Genomic DNA, 22,106 nt, shown 5'->3' on the forward strand with positions numbered 1-22,106 from the left:
TTCCTGGACAGTGGCGAACTTTCCCGTTGAACGGGAAGTGCCGGTACCGGCGCTGGCGGGATGGGCCGGGGAGCTACTGCGTGCGCTCCAGCCAAGGCCGGGTGCCGGCCGGCCGGCGCTCCGCGCCCATGCTGAGCGAGAGCCCGCGTCCGGCCGAGACGAGGACCGGCAGGATCACCCCGGGGTTCGCTTCGGCCGTGGGGACGACGACGGCGATCGCCCCGATGACGCTGTTGCCGGGGCCGAAGACCGGGACCGCGAAGGCGGTGTTTTCGGGCACCAGCACACCGGCCATGCGGACGTAGCCGCGCTCCCGGATCAGGGCCAAGTGGGCCCGCAGGCGCGCCGGATCGGTCTCCGTGTTGTCCGTGACCTTGGGCAGCTGCCTGGCGAGGAACCGGTCCTGGATGAACCCCGGCATGAAGGCCATCATGGCCATTCCTGAAGACGTGGTGTGGATGTCCAGCCGTCCTGCCACCTCCGCCAGGTTCACCACCGTCCCGTGGCGGTCCAATTGTTCGACGTAGAGGATGCTCCCGGATTCGACGTCGGGAATAGACAGGGAGACGTTTTCCCGCACAGCGGCATGGACGCCTTCGAGGAACGGCAGGCCCCGGCGACGGAATTCCTCCAAGGGGTTGGCCCGCGCGGCAAGTTCCCACATCTTCTTGCCCACCAGGTATTCGCCGGTCGCGGCCCGTTCCAGGAGGCCGCTTTCCACGAGGTCCGCGGCAAGCCGGTGCACGGTGCTGGTGGACAGGCCCGTTCCGTGCGCCAGTTCCGTAAGTGACAAGCGGGGGTGGCCTTTGGAGAACGCTTCCATGATCTTGACGACCCGCTGGATGACGGACTCCCCCGACGCTGAGTTCGCCATGACTCCCAATATAGTGAAGCGCGGAAGAAAAGGAGCACCCATGGAGTTGCGCCAGATCGAGGCGTTCCTGGCCGTTGCCGAGGAACTGCATTTCGGCCGTGCCGCCGAACGGCTGCGGATGGCGCAGTCGCCCCTGAGCCAGACCATCCGGAAGCTCGAGCGGAGCCTCGGGGCGGAGCTTTTCGAACGCAATACCCGGGCCGTCGCCCTGACGACGGCGGGCCTGAACTTCCTGCCCCATGCCCGCCGGATCGTCGAGGAAGTGGACCTCGCGCGGCGCTCGGTCGCCGCCGGCAGCGGCACGGTCTACGGCAGGCTTGCCATCGGCTTTTCCGGCGCCCTGAACCACGCGACCCTGCCGCCGCTGATGCGGGCCCTCCGTCGGCGCTATCCCCAGGTGGACCTCAGCCTGCACGGCGGCCTGTTGACCCACGAATCCCTCCAGCGGCTGGCCAGCGGTTCCCTCGACCTGGCATTCATCGGCCTGCCGGTCCGTGCGCCATCCCTCGCGACCCGGCAGATCGCCGTCGAGAAGCTCGGAGCCACCGTCCCGGTGGACCACCCCCTGGCGGGGCGCGACGCCATCGCCCTGGCCGAACTCGCGGACGAGCAGTTCATCACGATGCCCGCCGCACAGGGTTCGACGCTGCGCGAGGTCACTTTCGCGGCCTGCGCGGCTGCCGGCTTCCGGCCGGACGTCGCGCAGGAGGTGGCCGACCCGTTCACCGCGTTGTCCCTGGTGGCAGGCGGGGTCGGCGTGAGCCTGATGCCGGAGTCGATCGCCGGGATCATGCCCGGCGGCACCGTGTTCCTGCCGCTGGCCGGCAAGCCGCCGACCCTCAGCTCGGGCCTTGCATGGAATCCGGACGCGGTGTCGCCGGCCCTGCAGCGGGCCCTGGAGCTGGCCGAGGAGATCCTGCCAACGCCCCGATAATGTGCATTCAGCACATAGTCTCTGACCAACTAAGTATTGGACGCATCTGAATCCGTTCCGCACCATGGAGCTATCCCACCGGCTCAATGAAGAGGAACCGCCCCCATGGCAACGTACGCAGTCACCTACGCCTACACCGACGGCAGCACCGAGGCCCGCGATCAACACCGGCCACGGCACGTCGACTTCCTGAAGGCCCAATTCGACGCCGGCCGCCTCGTCAAGAGCGGACCCTTCGGTCCCGAAGAAGCACCCGGGGCGCTGCTCCTGCTCGCCGGCGGATCCAAGGCCGAAGTGGAGGCCCTCCTGGACCAGGACCCCTTCCACCGCGAGGGGCTGATCAAGGAGCGCACGGTCCGGCAGTGGAACATCTTCTTCGGCGCCGACTCCACGACCGCGGCGAACCAGGAATAGCGCCATGCTCATTGCCCGCACCACAGCCCGGGAGACCATCCGCCACGAAACCGCGGCGGAGCCCCGCCTGGAGCCAGGCCATGCCCTGGTCCGCATCCACCACGTCACCCTGTGCGGAACCGACCTGCACATCTGGGAGGACGACTACCCCACGGAGCTGCCCATCGTCCAGGGCCATGAGTGCTCCGGCATCGTGGAGGCCATCGGACCCAATGGCCTGTGCATCCAGCCCGGTGACAGAGTCGCCGTCAGCCCGATGACCTACTGCGGGCAGTGCCGCCCGTGCAGGACGGGCCGCCCGAATGTCTGCAGCAGCATCGGGTGCATCGGCTGCTATTCCGACGGGGCCCTCGTCGAAGTGCTGAGTGTTCCCGTGGCCAAGCTCTGCCCCGTCCCCCAGGCGCTGCCCCTCGACCTCGCGGCCCTGGGCGAGCCGACGTCCATCGCCATGCAGGCCGTCAACCGCGGCCGGCCGGAGGCGGGGGAAACCGCCGTCGTCCTGGGCAGCGGACCCATCGGGCTGCTGGCCACCCTGTACCTCACTGAACTCGGCGTCAACGTGGTGTGCGCCGACACCGAAGCCAGCCGCCTGGAGCTCGCCCGGCGCTTCGGCGCGGCGGGGACCATGTTGGTGACTCCCGGCGTCGGGCTTCCCGACGCCGGCCAGGCCGCCCTGCTGGACCGGCTCAGCGGCGGCGACGGCCCGGCACTGGTGATCGAAGCAACCGGCGTGGCGTCTTCGTTCGAGGCAGCCGTCCGGCTCGTGGCCAGCGCCGGGCGCATCGTCCAGGTGGGCATTTCGCCGCGGATCGCCATGCTGTCCATGAAGGACATCCCCTTCAAGGAGCTGGACATCATGGGCAGCCGCAACAGCCTCAACCTCATCCCCCAGGGCCTCGAGCTGCTTTCCCGCCATCCTGACCTGGCGCGGACACTGGTGACCCACCGCTTCCCCTTCGGGGAACTGCAGCAGGCGTTCGAGCTGATGCAGGGCCGCAGCGAGCCGGTGGGCAAGATCGTGATAGACCTGCCCGCCGCGGCCGCTCCCGTGCTTGGGCCGGCCGCCGTAGCGGCGGGAGTTCCGGCATGAACGGGATCCTGACCCCGCTTGCGGACTTGGCCCCTGCCTATGACGTGGTGGTCATGGGCAGCGGTGCGGCAGGCCTGGTGGCCGCGGTGCGCGCAGCCGACGCCGGCCTGTCCGTCCTCGTGGCCGAAAAGGCCCGGCAGCTGGGCGGAACCACCGCGGTGGGCGGCGGCGTCATGTGGGCGCCGAACAACCACCTGGCCGGCGCGGCGGGCTTCCCGGACAGCCATGAAGCCGCGGTCGCCTACCTGCGCCGCGCGGCGGGCCACGTGCTCAGCTCCGGGGACATCGAGTGGTACGTCCGCACGGCCGCCGAAGCCGTCCGGTACCTGACCTCCCGCACCAGGGTTTCGCTTGAGCCCATCCGGCGCCCGGACTACCACCTGGAGTGGGAAGGAGCGGCCGACGGCGGCAGGAGCCTGGACAACTCCGCGTTCGACCCCTCGGATTATCCGGGAATGGCGGAACTGATCCGGCCGTCGTCGTACTTTCCCCTGCTCACCATGACCGAGCGGGACGCCCTCAACGGCCGGGCCGCCGAGCCGCGGCTGCTGGCCGAGCGTGCGGCCACCGGGGTGCGGACCATGGGCGGCGCCCTGGTGGGCAGCCTGCTGGCGAGCGCCCTCGACCGCGGCGTCCGGATCGTAGCCCCGGCCCCCGTGACGGAGCTGGGCCCGACGTCGGATGGCTGGGAGGTGCAGCTGGGTGGCAGTTCCGGTGAGGCCACCCCGGTCCGGGCCGCCGCCGTCGTCATCGCCTCCGGCGGCTTCGAATGGAACCCCCGCCTGCGGCGGGCGTTCCTGCCGTTCCCCGTGACGCCGATCAGCGCGCCGTCGAACGAAGGCGACGGCCTGGAGCTGGGCCTCAGGGCCGGCGCCGCCGTGGAGGACATGACGGCATTCTGGGGAGTGCCCGTGATTTCAACGCCGGCCCATGTGTACGACGGCGTGCAATCGGGACGCATGGGCAATGTGGAGATGACACTGCCTGGCTCCATCACTGTCAACGCGGCGGGCAAGCGCTTCGTGAACGAAGCCCTCAACTACCACGATGCCTCCCGCGTGTTCGCCTCGATCGACCCCCGCACCGGCCGCCAACAGAACAACCCGGCCTGGCTGGTCTTCGATTCGCATTACCTGTCCAAGTACCCGGTGGCAGGATCCACCCCGGGGAAACCCGCCGACTGGATGACCGCCGCGCCCACCCTGGAGAAGCTGGCCGGCCGGCTCGGCATCGATCCGGCCGGCCTGCGCGCAACCGTGGAGACGTTCAACGCCGATGCTGCGGCGGGTGTTGATTCGGAGTTCGGCCGCGGGGCCACTGCGCAGGACCGTTTCCTCGGAGATGCCGGCAACACGCCCAATCCCTGCCTGGCGCCGCTGGACCGGGCGCCCTTCTACGCGGTGCCCATTGCGGCCGGCACGCTGGGAACCTCCGGCGGCCTGGCCACCGATTTCCAGGGCCGGGTGCTCGACCGGACCGGGTCCCCGGTCCCCCGACTGTACGCAGCCGGAAACGTGTCCGCCGGCGCCTTCCGGAACAATTACCCCGGCGGCGGCGCCACCCTTGGCTCCGCCATTGCGCGGGCCTTCGCCGTGGGCGAGCACTTGGCCGGCAGCGTGTGACGGGGGCCGGGTCCCTCGCCGGTTAGCGCCGAACCGGCTCCCAAATCCCGCTCCGCTCGATTCGGGTCCCTCGCCGGTTAGCGCCGAACCGGCTCCCAAATCTCGCTCCGCTCGATTCGGGTCCCTCGCCGGTTAGGCTGGGGAACGATCGTCACCGTCACCGGAAGGATGCATTGCCATGGCTTTTGTCACCGTCGGAACCGAGAACAGCACTGACATCGAGCTCTATTACGAAGACCACGGAAGCGGGCAGGTGGTGGTGCTGATCCACGGTTATCCGCTGGACGGCTCCTCCTGGGAGAAACAGACCGCTGCGCTGCTGGACGCCGGATTCCGCGTCATCACCTACGACCGCCGCGGCTTCGGCAAATCCAGCAAGACCACCACCGGCTACGACTATGACACCTTCGCCGCGGACCTGAAGACCCTGCTGGACACCCTCGAGGTAAACGATGCCGTGCTGGTCGGATTCTCCATGGGCACCGGCGAGGTGGCCCGCTACCTTTCCAACCACGGTTCGGCACGGGTGGCCAAGGCCGTGTTCCTCGGCTCGCTGGAACCGTACCTGCTGGACCCGGAGGAAGGCACCGACGGCGTTCCGCAGGACGTGTTCGACGGGCTCCTGGCGGCGGTGAAAGCGGACCGGTACGCCTTCTTCACCGAGTTCTTCAAGAACTTCTACAACAGCGACACCTTCCTGGGCACGCCGCGGCTCAGCGAGGAGTCCGTCCGGGCCAGCTGGGGACTGGCCGCGCAGTCGGGAGCCTTTGCCTCCGTGGCCGCGCAGCCCACCTGGCCCACGGACTTCCGGGCGGACATTCCCAAGATCGACGTCCCGGCGCTGATCGTGCACGGCACGGCGGACAGGATCCTGCCGATCGATGTCACCGGCCGCCCGTTCTCCCGCGCGCTGCCGGACGCCGAATATGTGGAGATCGACGGCGCCCCGCACGGCATGCTCTGGACGCATGGCGCCGAGATCAACGAGGCGCTCCTGGCCTTCCTCCGGAAGTAGCCTCACCCCCGCGAATTCCGCCGAAATATGCGTATGACCGCCGGCCCAGTTGTGGGTCGGCGGTCATATTTTGTTTGCCGCCTAAGCATTGAGCTTCTGGGATCCCAAGATGTAACCTGAGTCACACGTCACCGCAATGAAAACTCATTTTCGCATCATGGAACGGCGCCTGGAGGCGCCGACCGATCCCCTTCCAGCTCAGTGAGGAGCACACCGTGGAGAGAAACGCTTCCCCGGAAGCCGCCACAAGGCCAGCCGGCGGCCCCGAAGCCGGCCCCCGCAAGGGTTCCCTGGCGCAGCAGATCGAGGGCGCCTACCAGCGGATCGGCGTCACCGGCGCCCACCGCCAGATCGTCTTCATGATCCTCCTGGGCGTCTTCTTCGACGCCCTGGAACAAAACGCCGTCGGCATCACCGGCCCCATCCTGCGCCAGTCCTGAGGCCTGGGCGGCGCCGAGATCGGCCTGCTCAACACCATGACCTTCACGGCCACCGCGCTCGGCCGCATTGCCACCGGCCTGATCGTCGACAAGTACGGCCGGCGCCAGATGCTGGTCATCAACCTGATCATCTTCGCCGGCGGTTCGCTCCTCTGCGCTGTTGCACCCAACTATCCGGTCCTCGCGGCGGGCCGCTTCATCGTCGGCTTCGGCCTGGGCGGCGAAATCGCCGTCGCGGTCATCATGATGGCCGAATTCTTCGCGGCGAAACAGCGCGGCACGGCCGTCGGCCTCATCAACGTCACCGCAGCGGGCCTGGGCAACATGCTCGCCCCGGCCTTCGGCATCCTGGTCTTCACCCTGTTCGACGGCCCGGACAAGTGGCGCTGGGTCTTCGGGCTGCTCTTCATCCCGGCGCTGCTGGTGATGTTCTTCCGCCGCTTCGTTCCCGAAACCCCGCGCTTCCTGGCATCGAAGGGCCGGCTCGACGAAGCCAACCTGGTCATCACCCGCCTCGCCCGGGGCAAGCTTTCCGGACCCATCAACGATCCCGGGCAGTTCATTACGGCCGCCCCGGAGCCCGTCGAGGCGAAGTCCACGGGCCATTGGAAGGACGCCCTGCGCGGCAAGCTCCTCAAGCGCACCGTCCTGCTGTGCATCGCCGTCTGCATGTCCTACGCCGCCCAGATCTCCATGCTCACCTTGATGCCCACCATCCTGGTATCCCTCGGCTATGCCGTGAACACCAGCCTGTGGTTCACCTTGATCATGCAGTCCGGTTCGCTCCTGGGCGCCTGCACCGCGGCGTTCCTCGCCAGCCGCCTGCCCCGCAAGAAGGTCCTCACCGCAGCTGCGGTCCTGGGCTGCGCAGCCGGCCTGTCCATGGCGTTCCTGGCCAGCAGCATCGTGCTCGTGGTGGTCTTCGGTGCCCTGTTCAACTTCTCCGTGATCATCCTGAACACCACCATCTGGCTGTTCGCCCCGGAGCTCTACCCCACCCGCACCCGTGGTTTCGGCACGTCGATCATCCTCGCGGCGGGCTCGCTCTCGGGCGGCCTCTTCCCGCTGATCTCCGGCGCGGTCTTCGACTCGGCAGGCCTGGGCGGCATGTTCACCACGCTCGCGATCCTGTTCATCGTGCTCGCGGTCGCCGTGCAGTTCCCGCCCGAAACCTTCGGCAAGCCGATGGAGGAAGACGGCGAGGCGCCCGGCGAAGAGGAGGCAGCGATCCATGGGCACTGACTCCGGACGCACCGGTTCCGGACTGCGGGCGCGGCGCACCGTACTGCTGGTCAACCCGAACAGCAATTCCCGCACCACGGCCATGATGGCCGGGCTGGCGGAAGAATCCCTCGCACCCCTTGGGTTCGGGGTCGTCGGGCTCACCGCGGCCAAAGGCCCGGCCATGATCATCGACCCGGAGTCGCTGGCCGCCTCGGCGGCGCACGTCCGCACCGCGGTGCTGGACTATCTGGCAGGGCCCGACGGCGGCACGGTGGCCGCGGTGATCGTCTCCGCCATCGGCGACCCGGGCCGGGAAGCCCTGGCCCTGGAGCTCACAGGGCAGGACATTGCCGTGTTCGGCATCGGCCAGGGCTCCATCCACCAAGCGTCCAAGGGTGGACGCCGCTTCGGGATGGCAACGAGCACGCCGCTGCTGGCGGATTCCCTCGCCGCGCTGGTCGGCTCGCACGGAAAGTCGGAAAACTTCAGCGGGGTCCGGCTTACCGCTTCCGAACCCCTGGTGCTCGCCGCGGATCCGGAACGGCAGTACCGGGAGTTGGCCGCCGCCGTCGGCGATTCCACCACGCTGGACGGCGCGGAAGCGGTGATCATCGCGGGCGGTCCGCTCAGCGAAACGGCCCGCCGCCTGGCACGGACCACCTCTGCCGAGATCATCCAGCCGATTCCCGGCGCCTGCGCGCTGCTGCTGGAACAGCTCGGCGTTCCAGCCGACTCGGTGCACTAGGAAGTCCGGCGCCCCCGTTGCTGCGGGGCGCCGGACTTCGCCGCGCGAATGCCTGTGCGCGAATGCCACAGTTCAAGCTGTATTCACACGCCCTTCAAGGGCTGTCAAAATGTGACACCTAGCGTGACAGGCATGACTATTTCACGCAGCTCGAATATTTCGCGCAGGTCCTTGCTCACTGCCGGCCTTGGCGCCGGACTCGTCGTCGCAGTTCCCGGGACGGGCATCGCCGCCGCGTCCACGAACCAGGGTCCGGCGGGACTCAGGACGGACCCCTTCAGCCTGGGCATCGCCTCGGGCGAGCCGTGGCCGGACGGCTTCGTCATCTGGACGCGCCTGGCCGTGGACCCGCTGGCAGACGACGGCCTGGGCGGCATGCCGTCCCGTGATGTCCCCGTTGAATGGGAAGTCGCCGAGGACGAGCGGATGGCGCGCGTGGTCAAGCGCGGAGTGGCAATCGCCTCGATCGGCTCCGCCCACTCGGTGCATGCGGAACTGCGCGGCCTGCGCCCAGGCCGCGAATACTTCTACCGATTCCGCAGCGGCCGCTACCTCAGCCCGGTGGGCCGCACCCTCACCGCCCCGGCCCTGAATGAGATGCCCGCCGCCCTGGCCATGTCCTTCGCCAGCTGCGCCCAGTACGAGCACGGCTTCTTCACCGCCTACAAGCGCATGGCCGAAGACCAGCCGGACCTGGTGCTGCACTTGGGCGATTACCAGTACGAGTACAAGAAGGACTCGTACGTGGTGGGCGGCGGAAACGTCCGCGACCACGATGGCCCCGAAACCGTCACCCTTGCGAACTACCGGCAGCGCCACGCCCAGTACAAGGCCGACGCCGACCTCCAGGCCGCGCACGCCATCGCGCCGTGGCTGGTGGTCTGGGACGACCACGAGGTGGACAACAACTGGGCGGACCAAATCCCGGAAAACCAGGATCCGGCGCAGTTGAACGACTCCGCCGCGCACTTCCGCCTGCGCCGGGCCGCCGCCTTCCAGGCGTACTACGAGAACATGCCGCTGCGCCCCTCGGCCCTGCCGTCCGGCGCGGACATGACCATCTACCGCCGCGTCCAGTGGGGCCGCCTGGCCAACTTCCACATGATGGACACGCGACAGTACCGCGACGACCAGCTCGCCGGCGACGGCTGGAAGAAGAACGTCATGGAACGCTTCGACGAGAACCGCACCATCACCGGCGCCGAGCAGGAAAGATGGCTCCTGGACGGCTTCAAGGCGTCCGGGGCCCGCTGGGATGTGCTGGGCCAGCAAGTGTTCTTCGCCGAGCGCGACCGGGCCCAGGCACTGGACGTGGACGACGTCTCCATGGACGGCTGGGACGGCTACGCCGCATCCCGGCGCCGCATCACCCAGGGCTGGGTGGATGCCGGCGTGCGCAACGCCGTGGTGCTCACCGGCGACGTGCACCGGCACTGGGCCGGCGACCTGAAGGTGGACTTCAAGGATCCGGAGTCCCCGGTGGTCGGTTCGGAACTGGTGTGCAGTTCCATCACCTCCGGCGGCAACGGAAGCGCCACCGCCACCGATGCCACCATGGCCTGGAACCAGCACCTGAAGTTCTACAACGACCAGCGCGGCTACGTGAACACGAAGATCACAAAGGACGCCATGCGGGCCGACTTCCGGGTACTGGACTATGTCAGCACCCCCGGCTCCGCGGTGCGGACCAAGGCCTCCTTCGACATCGTGGACACCGTGCCCGGGCTGCAGGCGCGCGCCTGACCTCAGGCCGGGCGGTGCTGCGGCTTCAGGCCGGGCGGCCTCACCAACGCAGCCGCCCGGCCAAAAGTTCCTCTTTGTCATAGTGCGACGGCAAATATTTACAGGTTCTGTCACAAGCGTCACACTTTCTTGTCACTCTCTCCGGAAATTTCCTTGAGTTAACGGGTCAGTATTCCCGAGCCAAGGACAGACCATGCCTCACCCATCAGCTTCCGCAGCCGTTCCCAACGACGCCCACAGCCCGCCGGGCGAGCCTCCGGCGGGCAACAAGGCGGGCAAGGCCGGCGGGCCCGGCACAAGGCGGCTCTCCTTCCTCAGCAGCCTGGGCGCCGACCTCCCCGCCTCACTCGTGGTCTTCCTGGTAGCGCTCCCCCTCTCCCTCGGCATCGCCGCGGCCTCGGGGGCACCCATCATGGCGGGCCTGATCGCAGCAGCAATCGGCGGAATCGTGGCCGGCAGCCTGGGCGGCTCGCCCCTGCAGGTGAGCGGCCCGGCCGCCGGGCTGACCGTCGTCGTCGCGGGCCTCGTGGACGAGTTCGGCTGGCAGGTGACCTGCGCGATTACCGCCGCTGCCGGCGTCGTGCAATTGCTCCTTGGAGTCAGCCGCGTGGGCCGCGCCGCCTTGGCGGTGTCCCCGGTGGTGGTCAAAGCGATGCTTGCCGGCATCGGCATCACGATCATCCTGCAGCAACTGCACGTCCTGCTCGGAGGGAAAGCCGCCGGGTCCGCGGTCGAAAACCTCACTGCCCTGCCGGCGGCCATCACGAACGTGGAACTGCACTCCGCCCTGCTCGGCATCGCCGTCGTGGCGATCCTGCTCGCCTGGAAGTTCCTGCCCGCCGCGGTGCGGAAGGTTCCCGGGCCGCTGGCCGCCGTCGTACTCGTCACAGCGCTGTCCGTGCCCGTGGCGCCTGGCGTCGAACGCATCAGTTTCAGCGGTTCCCTGTTCGACGCCGTCGCACTGCCCAGCCTGCCCGACGGCAACTGGCGTGCCGCAGCCATGGCCGTCCTCACCGTGGCGATGATCGCGAGCATCGAATCGCTGCTGTCCGCCGTCGCCGTGGACAAGATGCACTCGGGGCCGCGCACCAGGCTCGACCGCGAACTCGTCGGGCAAGGCTCCGCGAACATGGTCTCCGGCATGCTCGGCGGCCTCCCCGTCACGGGCGTGATCGTCCGCAGCGCCACCAATGTGGAGGCGGGCGCCGCGAGCCGGGCTTCGGCGATCCTGCACGGCGTGTGGGTGCTGGTGTTCTCCGTCCTCGCCGCGGGCTTGATCCAGCTCATCCCGCTGGCCGTGCTGGCCGGCCTCCTGCTGGTGATCGGCGCCAAACTCATCAAAGTGGCCGACATCCGGACGAGCCGCCGTACCGGGGACCTCCTCGTGTACGTGGTCACCCTGGCCTGCGTCGTCTTCCTCAACTTGCTCGAAGGCGTCATCATCGGCCTGGCACTGGCCGCGCTGTGCGTGTTGTGGCGGGTGCTCCGGGCCCAGATCCACGCCCACCAAGCCACCGCCGCGCACCTTCCGTGGCGCGTGACCATCGCCGGGTCCTGCAGCTTCTTCGCCCTGCCCCGGCTGAACCGTGTCCTCCATTCCGTGCCCGAGGGCCAGGACGTCATGGTGGAACTCAACGCCGACTACCTTGACCATGCCTTCCGCGAAGCCCTGCTCGCCTGGCAGAGCCGGCACCGGAGCACCGGTGCCTCCGTGGTGCTGGAAGAACACGGCACCACTGCCTTCCGCGACGCCGCGGACCGGACGCCGCAGCGCCGGGACCCGCGGGAGTTTCCGCTCCCGCCGAGGAATTCCTGGCAGGCGCCGCTCCCAGCGGACTCCCCTGCCGCCGTCGACGACGACGGGCAGCCGCGCCTGCGCTCGATCCTCCTGGGGATCGACAAGTACCACCGGCGGCATGCGGACAAGGTCCGCCCGCTGGTGCGGGACCTTGCCGAGGGACAGAACCCGGACACGCTTTTTGTGGCCTGCGTCGATTCCCGCGTGAACCCGAACCTGATCACCAGCAGCGGCCCGGGCGACCTGCTGACGCTGCGCAACATCGGCAACGTGGTGTGCAGCGATGGCCACGATGCCTCCATTGACTCGGCGTTGTCGTTCGCGGTCAAAGGACTGTCGGTGGACTCGATCGTGGTCTGCGGCCATTCCAACTGCGGCGCCATGAAAGCCGTCCTGGCGGATGCCGAAGGTGCGGGCAACGCCGCCCTGGGCTCCGGCTTTGACACCTGGCTCGGGCACGCCCGCCCGAGCTACAGCGAGCTGATGGCGGGGCATCCTGTCGCCCTGGCCGCCGAGGCGGCAGGGTACAGCCGCCTCGACCAGCTCAGCATGGTGAATGTGGCCGTCCAGCTCCGGAAACTCGAAGAGCACCCGGTCACCGGCCCTGCCCTGGCGTCGGGCGCGGTCCAGGCCACCGGGCTGTTCTACGACATCCGTACGGCCCGCGTGGTCCTCGTGACCACGGAGGGCATCGAGCAACTGGATCCGAGCATGGCGGCGGTCCGGTAGGGGATGCACTTGTAGATGGCTACGGCCCCCGTCTCCGCCGTGCGCAGAGGCGGGGGCCGTAGCCGGCAACACTCCACCACTCAGACCCGGCGCAGCCGAACCCTTGACGGGTCCTTGACACCCGGCCGGCATGACGGCTGTCCGTCCTTCAGCGTCCAATGCCGGCGTTTGGAATTCGTTAAGGCCTGTGTCGGAAAAGCAATGGCGGTGTTCCCATGGAAGGTGAAAGCCGGCGCAAACAGCGCCAATACCTTCCGGACAGGAGATCCAGAGATGGCCAGGGGACCGCAGGAAGGCACACCGGCTTCCGGAGGCGGGGCTTATGTTTCGATCGATGAGACTGGTGAGTTCGCCTACCATCCCTCCGAAGCGGCCCTGCTTGCCGGGTTTGAGTATGTCGAGGAGGCGGCATGCATCCTCGACCGGGCAGGCATCCAGCACCGGCTTGTGCTGGACAGAAACCGCAAGCTGCGCCTCGGCCAAGGCCTTGGAGAAGTGGATTTGGAATGGCTCATGCGGGCCTGGACGGACGCGTTGAAAACCCATCCCTCGGCGCACCGGCTGCGCCGCTTCCTGCCGGCACGCGCCGGACTGCTGGCAGGACTGTTCGAAACCCTTGCCCTCGAGCAAGGCGCACCGGCGCCCGGAAATCCATGGCAGGTGATGGCCGATGGCAGGACCGAGGACCTTCCGGCGCTGCCGGAAGTCGATCACCGCACCGCTGCGTTGCGCCAGCATGGGGATCTCCGGGTCACTGATCCCCAGGGCCACGTTTATCGCCCGGTATGGACGCATCCGCGGCTGGTTCCGGGCAAGCCCATCTACGTCGAACTGCCCGATATCCCGGGCCCGGTTGCGTAGCGGAACCCGGGCCGCAGGGACCCGGGAAAACACCTTCAGCGTTCACCTTCAGCGTTCACAGTAACGCGGGATCGTTGACCCCCCGCCCAACGGACCCGTTGCTCTGGACCGACGACCGCGACCGGCGTAACTTAACGTCCAAACGCTGTGCTGGGGAGGTGAGTGTTTTGGCCAGATATTTAGGCCATGGCGCCGTTTCCTTTCTTCGCCCTGCTCTTCCCGCCCTTTTTGGCGCCTTGGTGTGGCTGGTGTGGCTCGCCGGTCCGTCGCAGGCCAGTGATCTCTTGCCCCCGGTTCCGGCGGGACCCTCGACAACCACCCTCCCCACTGTTCCGTTGCCGGCCGTTTCGCTGGCCCCGGCCCCGACGCCGACCTTGGATCTGGCGCCAGCCCCCACTCTGGACCTGGCAGTGGCCCCTACAGTGCCATCAGCCCTGGACCTCGGCCCGGCAGTGCCCTCGATACCTGCCGTCCCCACGATCCCGTCTCCTACCCTTCCGCTGGCACCGACGCAATTAGCCGAGATTCCGCAAGCCGTCATCAATGAGCTGCCGGATGCCGTCGCAACACCTGTCGTCGGGGTGATCGACGCCGTGACGCCCCTGATTGACCCCGTCGACAGGCCGACGCTGCCGGTGCCCGGGCAGTTGCCGGTGCCCGGGCTGCTGCCCTTGGCTCCCGGCTCCGATCCCGCCGCGTCCGCCGCCGGACCACGCGTGCCGGCTGCCGCCACCGCTTTTCGCCATACCAACGTGCTTCCGCCAAAGGCCCAGGCCGGACCGGCAACGAACACAGGGAGCCCCGGATTCATCCCGCACCTGCTGGTCGTTGTGCCCGCTGCATTGTCGGCGACGGCAGAAAGACCGCCTCCAGATGGTGCCCCGCCGGGCAAGCCCCTCCCTCCGGCCACACCCCCGGCCCAAGCCGGGGCTACGAACGGACCACAGGGCGGTTCAGCCCATGGCGCCGCAGATCTTCCTGATCAACGGGCACTGGCACCACCGAAGGGAAACGCGGCCGTCCGCGACGGACCACAGGTCCCCGCAGCCGGACCTGCGTTCGATCCCGGCTCTTCTCCCGACTGAGCAGGCCGTCCCTGCCCTGGGCAGGCACGACCACCTGCGCTACACCGCGCAGGATCCGGCCTCAGTCAAGAAGAGAAGCCATGAGAGACCATATCCACGTTCAAGACCGCAGCAATCACCTCAACGCATTCATCGGCAACTGGCCCGACCCCATGCGGAAAGGAGCATAGCCACCGGAGGCGTCCAGGCGCCTGAAGGCAAGAACGATAGACAAGAAACGACGCCGGCCGTGCAGTCAGCTTGACTGCACGGCCGGCGTCATGGTGGCCGGGCAGGTTGTGCTTACGCTCTGAAGCTATTGCTGGCTTGCGTAGCGGCTCACGAAGTTCCGTAAAAGCTTCATCGGCTCAGTCACCGTATGCTTATGGGCCTCGATGATGAGCCGCTCGGCGTCGTCCGGCGGAAAGTAGCCCGCGTGCCGGTACGTGTTGATCCGCAGGGCCAGCCCGTCGGCGTCGAGCTCCGGATGGAACTGGGTGGCATAGAGGTTCCGCTTGATCCGGAACATCTGCACGGGGCATGCCGCCGACCCGGCCAGGAGGACGGCATGGCCCGGCAGCACCGTGCAGGCCTCCTTGTGGCCGACGAACGCTTCGAAGCGCTCGTCCATTCCGGTCAGCAGGGGGTCCTGGATGCCGTCGGCGGTCAGTTTGACGGTCACAGCACCCAGGGTTTCGCCGTAGGTGCGGTCGATGACGGCGCCTTGGTGGCGGCCCAGCGTGCCGACCCCGTAGCAGGCCCCAAGGAACGGGTAGTCCAGCGCCACGATGCGGTCCAGCAGCCCGGCAAGTTCACGCTCCACGCGGTGCTGGGTCTCGCTTTTGCGCTCCGGCGGGTCGCTGGAGGTGAAAGGGCTGCCACCGACAATCACCCCGGAGTAGTCAGCCAGGTCCAGCTCCGGCAGGGGTCCCGCCTCGAGCCGGATGCGCCTCAGCTCGGACTCGTCGAGCCCGCCGAAACGCAGGTATGAGCGGTATTCCTCCTCGGCCGCAATGTCTTCAGCACGGGAGGCGAGCAACAGGAACGGCTTCACACAGCAAGTTTGCGCCCGTCCCGGACGCTGCGCCAGTGGCGGGAAAGCAGGTGAGCCTGGGTTTACATGGAGGAAACGTCGGGTCGCGTCAGCCCGCAAACCGCAGCCAAAACGACCGTGGAAACATGCTTGAAACATGGCCGTCATGCGGTCTTCACGTGGGCCGGATTTCTGTAACTTGGCCGCAATTTTTTCCCTCCTTTCCTGAAACACAAGCCGTGAACCATTGAACCGTGCCACTGGTACGGGGGGATGAATACGGGAGCCACGGCCTCCCGCAGACGGACTGCTGACGGAGAAGGGAACACGCAAGTGCACATCACTGCGGAACAGATTTGGATGATGGTGGCGGCAGCCCTCACCCTCATGATGACCCCGGCACTGGGGCTCTTCTACGGCGGCATGACCCGTGCCAAGTCCTCCCTCAACATGATCATGATGAGCTTCCTCGCCGCGGCCATCGCCGGCGCGGTCTGGGCGCTCTGGGGATACTCGATGATCGGCGGCGAGGGCTTCCTCGGCCTGTTCGGCAACCCCTTCGCCCACTTCGGCCTGGCCAACCTCATCGGCTCCCCCGACCTCATCAAGGTGGGGTACAGTGCCACGTTCGCGATCATCACCGTGGCCCTGATCAGCGGAGCCATCGCGGACCGTGCCAAGTTCAGCTCCTGGGCGGTCTTCGTTCCCGTGTGGGTCACCCTGGTCTACTGCCCGCTCGCCTTCATGGTGTGGGGCGGCGGCCTGATGAGCGCCGGCGGCGCCTTGACCGCGGTGTTCGGCCAGGTCATCGACTTCGCCGGCGGTACGGTCGTGGAGATCAGCTCCGGTACCGCCGCGTTCGTCCTGGCCCTCATCCTCGGCAAGCGTCACGGCTTCGGCAAGGACCCGAACCACCGCCCGCACAACATTCCCTTCATCATGCTCGGCGCCTGCCTGCTGTGGTTCGGCTGGTTCGGCTTCAACGGCGGCGCCGCCAGCAGCGCGGAACAGGCCGGCCTGATCTGGGTCAACACCTTGCTCGCGCCGTGCGGCGCCATGATCGGCTGGCTCATTACCGAGAAGATCCGCCACGGCCACCCCACCTCCCTCGGTGCCGCGTCCGGCGTGGTTGCCGGCCTCGTAGCCATCACCCCGTCCTGTGCCAACGTCAGCCCGGTGGCCGCCCTCGGCCTGGGCGCGGTGGCCGGCGCGGCCTGCGTGGTGTTCGTGGACCTGAAGTACAAGTTCGGCTTCGACGACTCGCTCGACGTAGTGGGCGTGCACCTGGGCGCCGGCCTCATCGGCACCCTCGCCCTCGGCTTCATTGCCATGCCGGTGGACGGCGTGGGCGGCGGCCTCTTCTACGGCGGCGGTTTCGGGCAGCTGACCGCCCAGACCGTGGCTGTGGTGATCACGATGCTGGTTTCCGGCGTCATGACCGCCGTCATCGGCCTGGTCATCAACAAGACCATCGGTTTCCGCGTCAGCCACGAGGCTGAGACCGTGGGCGTGGACCTTTCCGAGCACGCCGAGACCGCGTACGAGTTCGGCGAGATGTCCCGCAGCCACTTCCACTCGGCGCTCCACCCGGCAGCCGTGCCGGCACCGGCACCGGCCAAGGACTGAATCCCCGCCGGGACACCCGGCGTAACGCATGGAATCGGAGCCGGCCAGCCGGTGTTGCCGCAGATATGACGACAATCGGAATCATCGGTGCAGGACACATCGGCAGCCAGCTGGCCCGCAAGGCGGTTGAACTCGGCTACGACGTGGTGATCAGCAACTCCCGCGGACCCGGGACACTCGCTGCGCTGGTCGCGGAACTCGGCCCCAGGGCCCGTGCGGCAAGCGCGGCGGAGGCAGCCGCGGCAGGCGATTTCGCCGTCGTGACCGTCCCGTTCGGGCACTACCGGGACCTTCCGGCGGATGAGCTGGCGGGCAAGGTGGTCATCGACACCAACAACTACTACTGGGAGCGGGACGGCCGCGTCCCGGCGCTCGACGCCGGCCAGGCCACCACCTCGGGCTGGTCCAGAAACATCTCGCGCAGTCCAAGGTGGCCAAGGGCTTCAACCACATCCGCGCCAAGGAAATCACCGCGGACGGTTTGCCTTCGGGAACTCCCGGCCGGCGTGCCCTGGCCACGGCCAGCGATTATCCGGAGGCTGCCGAACTGGTCACCAGGCTTTATGACGAATTCGGCTTCGACACCGTGAACATCGGCCCGCTTTCCGAGAGCTGGCGGGCCGAACGGGACCGTCCCGCCTACGTGGTCCGGCAGGACGCTGCCGAACTTGAGGCGAACCTGGCCAGGGCGCAACGGACCATCTGACGCGAAAGCACAGGAAAGAAGACGACGGCGGGTGCTCCCGCCGTCGTCTTCTGCGCTTGTGTGCCTCTAGAGCGAATGCCGCGACTGGCGCGCGCCGTCCGTGCGGAGCGGCGAGCCCAGCACGGTGAAGCGGTGGCCGCCGTTGTCGCCGGACAGCAGCGGCATCGCTTCGCTGATCGCGGCCTGGACGCCCGCCAGCTGCAGCGATGCCCGGTGTGCTTCGGCGGATTCCCAAAGTTCGCAGACAAACACGGTGTCCGGCGCGTCGTCATTGATGCCTACCTCGTACAGCAGGCATCCGGCCTCGCGCAGCGCGGGCTTGGGCCGGAGCAGGATCTCCACGAGTGCGTCACGTTGGCCGGCCTTCGTCCCCAAGGTTCCCACATTTGCGAAAGTCATGGGGCCATCATGGCACGCCCCGCCCGCGGGCCGGGTCAGCGACGGGCTATGCCGACCCGTTCAGCCCACCGGCACCCCGTCCAGGAGCGTCGCGACGACCGCGGTGCGGGCCAGTTCCTCGGGACCCACGGCCAGGGGGTCGCGGGCGAAGACCGTGAAGTCGGCGCGTTTCCCGGCCGTGATGGACCCGGTCACCGCGCTGAGCCCGGCCGCCGTTCCGCGGATCAGCGCATCTGCAGCGAGCCGCGGGCGGCGCCCACCATGCCCTCGACGGCGCGGGCCAGGTGCGTGCCGCGGTCGCTCACTCCGCCCCAGCGCACCAGGGACTGGGCGGTGAGGCCGTCGATCATGCCCAGGATCTGCCAGGCGAGCGAGGCGGCGTCGCCTGCGTCAAGGTCGCCCGTGTTGAAGTGGCCGCCGGCAACGCCATCCTCCACCACGGCCTGGAACACGGCCTGCCACGCGTCCATCTGTTCGCGCACGCATTCGGCGAGCGCCTCGTTCCGGCGGCCCAGGGTCCAGGCCTCCACCCACACGGCGGTGACGTCGAGCCGGCTGCCATCCATGAGGGTGCCCAGCAGGAAGGCCAGCCGCTCCACGGGACCGGGAAGGGCCGCGAGCATGCCCGCCACTTCCTCGGTTTCGGCCGCCACGATTGCCGTGAAGGTGCCGGCCACCAGGGCATCCACGTTCGGCTCGTAGTGCGCCACCAGGCCCGAGGCCACACCCACCCGGGAGGCGACATTGCGCAGGGTGATGGCGGAAAGCCCCTGCTCCAGGGCGATTCCGCGGGCGGCTTCGGTGATTTCGGCGGCGCGCTCGGCGGGGGACTTCCGGGTAGCGCGTTTCTGCGTGGTGCTTGACATCACAGATCAGTCTAAAGTAACTTTTCAGCATTATTGATCGCATGATCAACAAGCTTCGCACTCAACGAGCTTGCATGCACAGAAGCTTGCAGTACAGAGGAGTCTCCATGGCTTGGAAAATGCCGGCCGAAACCGCACCCCACGAACGCACCTGGATGGCGTTCCCCCGCACCGGCCTGACGCTCGGCGACGACGCCGCCTCGGCAGAGGAGGCGTACGCGGCCTGGACCGCCGTCGCCCACGCGGTGGCCGAATTCGAACCCGTCACCATGGTGGTGGACCCCAGCGAGCGCGGGCGTGCCGCCCGCATGCTCGACAACGGCATCGAACTGCTCGAGGCCCCCCTCGACGAATTCTGGATGCGCGACGTCGGACCCACCTTCGTGCTCGACGACGAGCGTCCCGGCGTGCTTGGCGCCGTCGACTGGGTCTTCAACGGCTGGGGCGCACCGCAGTGGGCCGAATGGGAAAAGAGCGCCGGGATGGCCCGCTTCGTGGCCGAACAGTCCGGGGCCGAACTGGTCAGCTCCCTGCTGGTCAACGAAGGCGGCGCCATCCACGTGGACGGCGAAGGCACTGTGCTCGCCACCGAGACGGTGCAGCTCGATCCGAGCCGGAACCCCTACGCCGACAAGGCCCGGGTGGAGGCCGAACTGGCCCGCACCATCGGCGCCACCAAGGTCATCTGGGTTCCACGCGGCCTCACCCGCGACTACGAGGACATGGGCACCCGCGGCCACATCGACATGGTGGCCACCCTGCCAGCCCCCGGCCGTATCCTGCTGCATTCGCAGGGCAACCCGGAGCACCCGGACTACGAAGTCAGCCGCAGCCTGCTCGCGTTCCTGGAAACCCAGGCGGACGCCGCGGGCAAGCCCTTCGAAATCGTCCAGCTGCCCGCCCCGGAGACCCTGCGCGACGAGGACGGCTTCGTGGACTGGAGCTACGTCAACCACCTGGTGGTCAACGGCGGCGTCATCGCCTGCGGCTACGGCGAAGAACGCGCCGACGCCCTCGCCGCCGAGATCCTGGCCGAGGCCTACCCCGGCCGGCGCGTAGTCACCGTGGACGCCCGGCCCATCCTGGCCCGCGGCGGCGGGATCCACTGCATCACCCAGCAGCAGCCTGCCCTTGTCCCGGCAAACCCTGTCCCGGCAAACGGAGGGGTGGCGTAATGGCCCGTTTCGACGTCGTCGAGGCGTCCATCGCCCAATTGCGCGCGGCACTCGAATCCGGCGAAACCACGTCCGTGGAACTCCTGGACGCGTACCTGGCACGCATCGAAGCCTACGACGGCGAACTCAACGCCATGGTGGTCATGAACCCGGCGGCGCGGGCAGACGCCATCGCCTCGGACGAGCGCCGCGCCCGCGGCGAGAGCCTGGGCCCGCTGGAGGGCATCCCCTACACCGCCAAGGATTCCTACCTGGCCAAGGGCCTCACCGCGGCCGCCGGCTCGCCGGCGTTCAAGGACCTCGTAGCCCAGCGCGACGCCTACACCATCGAACGCCTGCGCGACGCCGGCGCGGTCCTGATCGGCCTGACCAACATGCCGCCCATGGCCAACGGCGGCATGCAGCGCGGCGTCTACGGCCGTGCCGAGAGCCCCTACAACGCGGACTTCCTGACGGCGGCTTTCGGATCCGGTTCCTCCAACGGCTCCGGCACCGCGACGGCGGCCAGCTACGCGGCCTTCGGCCTGGGCGAGGAGACCTGGTCAAGCGGCCGCGCACCGGCGTCGAACAATGCCTTGTGCGCGTACACGCCCTCCCGCGGCGTCATCTCGGTGCGCGGCAACTGGCCCCTGGTCCCCACCATGGACGTGGTGGTGCCGCATACCCGCTCGATGGCGGACCTGCTGGAACTGCTGGATGTGATCGTGGCGGACGACGCCGAGACGCGCGGGGATTTCTGGCGTGTGCAGCCCTGGGTGGAGATCCCGAAGGCCTCCGAAGTGCGGCCGGAATCGTACCCGGCGCTCGCTCCGGCGGATCCCGACGGCGGCCGGGCGGCTTTGCGGGGCAAGCGCTTCGGGGTGCCGCGCATGTACGTGAACGCCGATTCCGAGGCAGGAACCAGTGAGGCGCCGGGGATCGGCGGGGCTGTTGGAATCGGTGGCCCGACCGGGCAGCGAATCGAAACCCGTGCCTCCGTGATCGAACTGTGGGAGGCAGCGCGCCGCGACCTGGAAGCCGCCGGCGCCGAGGTGCTGCTGGTGGACTTCCCCGTGGTGAGCAACTACGAGGGCGACCGGCCCGGCGCGCCCACCATCTTCAGCCGCGGCCTGGTCAGCCCGGAGTACCTGCACCGCGAAATCGTGGACCTCTCCGCCTGGTCCTGGGACGATTTCCTGGCCGCCAACGGCGACCCGGCGCTGCAGTCGCTGTCGCAGGTGGACGGCGCCGCGATCTTCCCGCACCCGGAAGGCGCCCTGCCGGACCGTTATGACGGATTCGATGACAACATTTCCGGCTACCCCGCCCACGTCCGTTCGAACCCGGTACAGTCCGTGACCGGGATCCCGGAACTCGCCGCCGGCGTCCGGGGCCTGGAGCTGACCCGCAAACTGGACCTCGAGGACTGGATGGACGGGCTGGGCCTGGACGCCGTGCTGTTCCCGGCCGCGGCCGACGTCGGACCGGCGGACATGGACGTGAACCCGGCCTCCGCGGACCTCGGCTGGCGCAACGGGGTGTGGGTGGCCAACGGCAACCTGGTACCGCGGCACCTGGGGATTCCCACGGTCACCGTGCCGATGGGAACGATGTCAGACATCGGCATGCCGGTGGGCCTGACCTTCGCTGGCCGCGCCTACGACGACACCGCGCTGCTGACCCTCGCAGCCGCGTTCGAAGCAACGGGCTCCCGCCGCACCGTCCCGCCGCGCACCCCGCGGCTGGACTGAACTGATCTGCTTGGGGCC

The 22,106-nt window shown here is 68.3% G+C and carries 19 protein-coding genes and 1 pseudogene; 15 read left to right on the forward strand and 5 right to left on the reverse strand.

Going from position 1 to position 22,106, the window contains the following annotated elements:
• Window positions 1-73: 73 nt before the first annotated feature.
• Complete coding sequence (locus tag DWV11_RS06870; protein WP_115788149.1) at window positions 74-874, reverse strand: IclR family transcriptional regulator; 801 nt, start codon at window positions 872-874, stop codon at window positions 74-76.
• Window positions 875-914: 40 nt separating this feature from the next.
• Here DWV11_RS06870 and DWV11_RS06875 point away from each other — a divergent pair, with 40 nt between their 5' ends.
• The 11 genes from DWV11_RS06875 (at window position 915) to DWV11_RS06920 (ending at window position 13,489) form a co-directional block, all read left to right on the forward strand.
• Window positions 915-1,808, forward strand: coding sequence for a LysR family transcriptional regulator (locus DWV11_RS06875; protein ID WP_115788150.1), 894 nt, complete (start codon window positions 915-917; stop codon window positions 1,806-1,808).
• A 105-nt stretch (window positions 1,809-1,913) separates the two neighbouring features.
• Entirely contained in the window at window positions 1,914-2,222 is a 309-nt protein-coding gene (locus DWV11_RS06880; protein ID WP_115788151.1) for a YciI family protein, read from the forward strand.
• Between the two features lie 4 nt (window positions 2,223-2,226).
• Window positions 2,227-3,312, forward strand: a complete 1,086-nt coding sequence (locus DWV11_RS06885) for an alcohol dehydrogenase catalytic domain-containing protein (RefSeq protein ID WP_115788152.1) — start codon at window positions 2,227-2,229, stop codon at window positions 3,310-3,312.
• Window positions 3,309-4,934, forward strand: a complete 1,626-nt coding sequence (locus DWV11_RS06890) for an FAD-dependent oxidoreductase (protein ID WP_115788153.1) — start codon at window positions 3,309-3,311, stop codon at window positions 4,932-4,934. The genes DWV11_RS06885 and DWV11_RS06890 overlap by 4 nt, the downstream gene beginning before the upstream one ends.
• A 178-nt stretch (window positions 4,935-5,112) precedes the next feature.
• Window positions 5,113-5,949, forward strand: coding sequence for an alpha/beta fold hydrolase (locus DWV11_RS06895; RefSeq protein ID WP_115788154.1), 837 nt, complete (start codon window positions 5,113-5,115; stop codon window positions 5,947-5,949).
• A 215-nt stretch (window positions 5,950-6,164) separates the two neighbouring features.
• Window positions 6,165-6,389 carry a hypothetical protein gene (locus DWV11_RS20365; protein ID WP_245953475.1) on the forward strand — a complete coding sequence of 75 codons (225 nt, stop codon included), beginning with the start codon at window positions 6,165-6,167 and terminating at the stop codon, window positions 6,387-6,389.
• Window positions 6,390-6,392: 3 nt separating this feature from the next.
• Window positions 6,393-7,631 carry an MFS transporter gene (locus DWV11_RS06900; RefSeq protein ID WP_342767720.1) on the forward strand — a complete coding sequence of 413 codons (1,239 nt, stop codon included), beginning with the start codon at window positions 6,393-6,395 and terminating at the stop codon, window positions 7,629-7,631.
• Window positions 7,621-8,358: an aspartate/glutamate racemase family protein gene (locus DWV11_RS06905; RefSeq protein ID WP_115788155.1), complete on the forward strand. Its 738-nt coding sequence runs from the start codon at window positions 7,621-7,623 to the stop codon at window positions 8,356-8,358. The genes DWV11_RS06900 and DWV11_RS06905 overlap by 11 nt, the downstream gene beginning before the upstream one ends.
• A 132-nt stretch (window positions 8,359-8,490) precedes the next feature.
• Window positions 8,491-10,101, forward strand: a complete 1,611-nt coding sequence (locus DWV11_RS06910) for an alkaline phosphatase D family protein (RefSeq protein ID WP_115788156.1) — start codon at window positions 8,491-8,493, stop codon at window positions 10,099-10,101.
• Window positions 10,102-10,294: 193 nt separating this feature from the next.
• A complete protein-coding gene (locus tag DWV11_RS06915; RefSeq protein ID WP_115788157.1) occupies window positions 10,295-12,628 on the forward strand; it encodes a SulP family inorganic anion transporter in 2,334 nt (777 codons plus the stop codon).
• A 201-nt stretch (window positions 12,629-12,829) separates the two neighbouring features.
• A complete protein-coding gene (locus DWV11_RS06920; RefSeq protein WP_115788158.1) occupies window positions 12,830-13,489 on the forward strand; it encodes a hypothetical protein in 660 nt (219 codons plus the stop codon).
• Between the two features lie 1,380 nt (window positions 13,490-14,869).
• On the opposite strand, the gene DWV11_RS06930 is transcribed toward DWV11_RS06920, so the two are convergent.
• Window positions 14,870-15,607 carry a glutamine amidotransferase gene (locus tag DWV11_RS06930; RefSeq protein WP_115788160.1) on the reverse strand — a complete coding sequence of 246 codons (738 nt, stop codon included), beginning with the start codon at window positions 15,605-15,607 and terminating at the stop codon, window positions 14,870-14,872.
• A 339-nt stretch (window positions 15,608-15,946) separates the two neighbouring features.
• Between DWV11_RS06930 and DWV11_RS06935 the strand changes: the two genes are divergently transcribed.
• Together DWV11_RS06935 and DWV11_RS06940 are read left to right on the forward strand one after the other, a co-directional pair.
• Window positions 15,947-17,212, forward strand: a complete 1,266-nt coding sequence (locus DWV11_RS06935) for an ammonium transporter (RefSeq protein ID WP_210725679.1) — start codon at window positions 15,947-15,949, stop codon at window positions 17,210-17,212.
• A 65-nt stretch (window positions 17,213-17,277) separates the two neighbouring features.
• A pseudogene (locus DWV11_RS06940) lies at window positions 17,278-17,918 on the forward strand (NADPH-dependent F420 reductase).
• A 66-nt stretch (window positions 17,919-17,984) separates the two neighbouring features.
• Here DWV11_RS06940 and DWV11_RS06945 read toward each other — a convergent pair.
• From DWV11_RS06945 to DWV11_RS06955, 3 genes are read right to left on the reverse strand one after another with little or no spacing between them, the layout of a single operon-like run.
• Window positions 17,985-18,317: a putative quinol monooxygenase gene (locus DWV11_RS06945; protein ID WP_115788162.1), complete on the reverse strand. Its 333-nt coding sequence runs from the start codon at window positions 18,315-18,317 to the stop codon at window positions 17,985-17,987.
• A gap of 60 nt (window positions 18,318-18,377) precedes the next feature.
• Window positions 18,378-18,632, reverse strand: a complete 255-nt coding sequence (locus tag DWV11_RS06950; protein ID WP_115788163.1) for an amidohydrolase family protein — start codon at window positions 18,630-18,632, stop codon at window positions 18,378-18,380.
• Window positions 18,542-19,183, reverse strand: a complete 642-nt coding sequence (locus DWV11_RS06955) for a TetR/AcrR family transcriptional regulator (protein ID WP_115788164.1) — start codon at window positions 19,181-19,183, stop codon at window positions 18,542-18,544. The genes DWV11_RS06950 and DWV11_RS06955 overlap by 91 nt, the downstream gene beginning before the upstream one ends.
• A 107-nt stretch (window positions 19,184-19,290) precedes the next feature.
• On the opposite strand from DWV11_RS06955, the gene DWV11_RS06960 reads away from it, so the two are divergent.
• Window positions 19,291-20,358, forward strand: coding sequence for an agmatine deiminase family protein (locus tag DWV11_RS06960; protein ID WP_115788165.1), 1,068 nt, complete (start codon window positions 19,291-19,293; stop codon window positions 20,356-20,358).
• Window positions 20,358-22,088: an amidase gene (locus DWV11_RS06965; protein WP_115788166.1), complete on the forward strand. Its 1,731-nt coding sequence runs from the start codon at window positions 20,358-20,360 to the stop codon at window positions 22,086-22,088. Before DWV11_RS06960 ends, DWV11_RS06965 begins: the two co-directional genes overlap by 1 nt.
• Window positions 22,089-22,106: the final 18 nt, after the last annotated feature.

This window comes from Arthrobacter silvisoli, from assembly GCF_003369445.1.
Taxonomy (GTDB): Bacteria; Actinomycetota; Actinomycetes; order Actinomycetales; family Micrococcaceae; genus Arthrobacter; species Arthrobacter silvisoli.

Excerpts from the sequence above, each read along its gene's own strand:
- DWV11_RS06870 (WP_115788149.1), bottom strand. The coding sequence starts at position 874 with ATGGCGAACTCAGCGTCGGGGGAGTCCGTCATCCAGCGGGTCGTCAAG.
- DWV11_RS06875 (WP_115788150.1), top strand. The coding sequence starts at position 915 with ATGGAGTTGCGCCAGATCGAGGCGTTCCTGGCCGTTGCCGAGGAACTG.
- DWV11_RS06880 (WP_115788151.1), top strand. The coding sequence starts at position 1,914 with ATGGCAACGTACGCAGTCACCTACGCCTACACCGACGGCAGCACCGAG.
- DWV11_RS06885 (WP_115788152.1), top strand. The coding sequence starts at position 2,227 with ATGCTCATTGCCCGCACCACAGCCCGGGAGACCATCCGCCACGAAACC.
- DWV11_RS06890 (WP_115788153.1), top strand. The coding sequence starts at position 3,309 with ATGAACGGGATCCTGACCCCGCTTGCGGACTTGGCCCCTGCCTATGAC.
- DWV11_RS06895 (WP_115788154.1), top strand. The coding sequence starts at position 5,113 with ATGGCTTTTGTCACCGTCGGAACCGAGAACAGCACTGACATCGAGCTC.
- DWV11_RS06905 (WP_115788155.1), top strand. The coding sequence starts at position 7,621 with ATGGGCACTGACTCCGGACGCACCGGTTCCGGACTGCGGGCGCGGCGC.
- DWV11_RS06910 (WP_115788156.1), top strand. The coding sequence starts at position 8,491 with ATGACTATTTCACGCAGCTCGAATATTTCGCGCAGGTCCTTGCTCACT.
- DWV11_RS06915 (WP_115788157.1), top strand. The coding sequence starts at position 10,295 with ATGCCTCACCCATCAGCTTCCGCAGCCGTTCCCAACGACGCCCACAGC.
- DWV11_RS06920 (WP_115788158.1), top strand. The coding sequence starts at position 12,830 with ATGGCGGTGTTCCCATGGAAGGTGAAAGCCGGCGCAAACAGCGCCAAT.
- DWV11_RS06935 (WP_210725679.1), top strand. The coding sequence starts at position 15,947 with ATGATGGTGGCGGCAGCCCTCACCCTCATGATGACCCCGGCACTGGGG.
- DWV11_RS06945 (WP_115788162.1), bottom strand. The coding sequence starts at position 18,317 with ATGACTTTCGCAAATGTGGGAACCTTGGGGACGAAGGCCGGCCAACGT.
- DWV11_RS06955 (WP_115788164.1), bottom strand. The coding sequence starts at position 19,183 with ATGTCAAGCACCACGCAGAAACGCGCTACCCGGAAGTCCCCCGCCGAG.
- DWV11_RS06960 (WP_115788165.1), top strand. The coding sequence starts at position 19,291 with ATGGCTTGGAAAATGCCGGCCGAAACCGCACCCCACGAACGCACCTGG.
- DWV11_RS06965 (WP_115788166.1), top strand. The coding sequence starts at position 20,358 with ATGGCCCGTTTCGACGTCGTCGAGGCGTCCATCGCCCAATTGCGCGCG.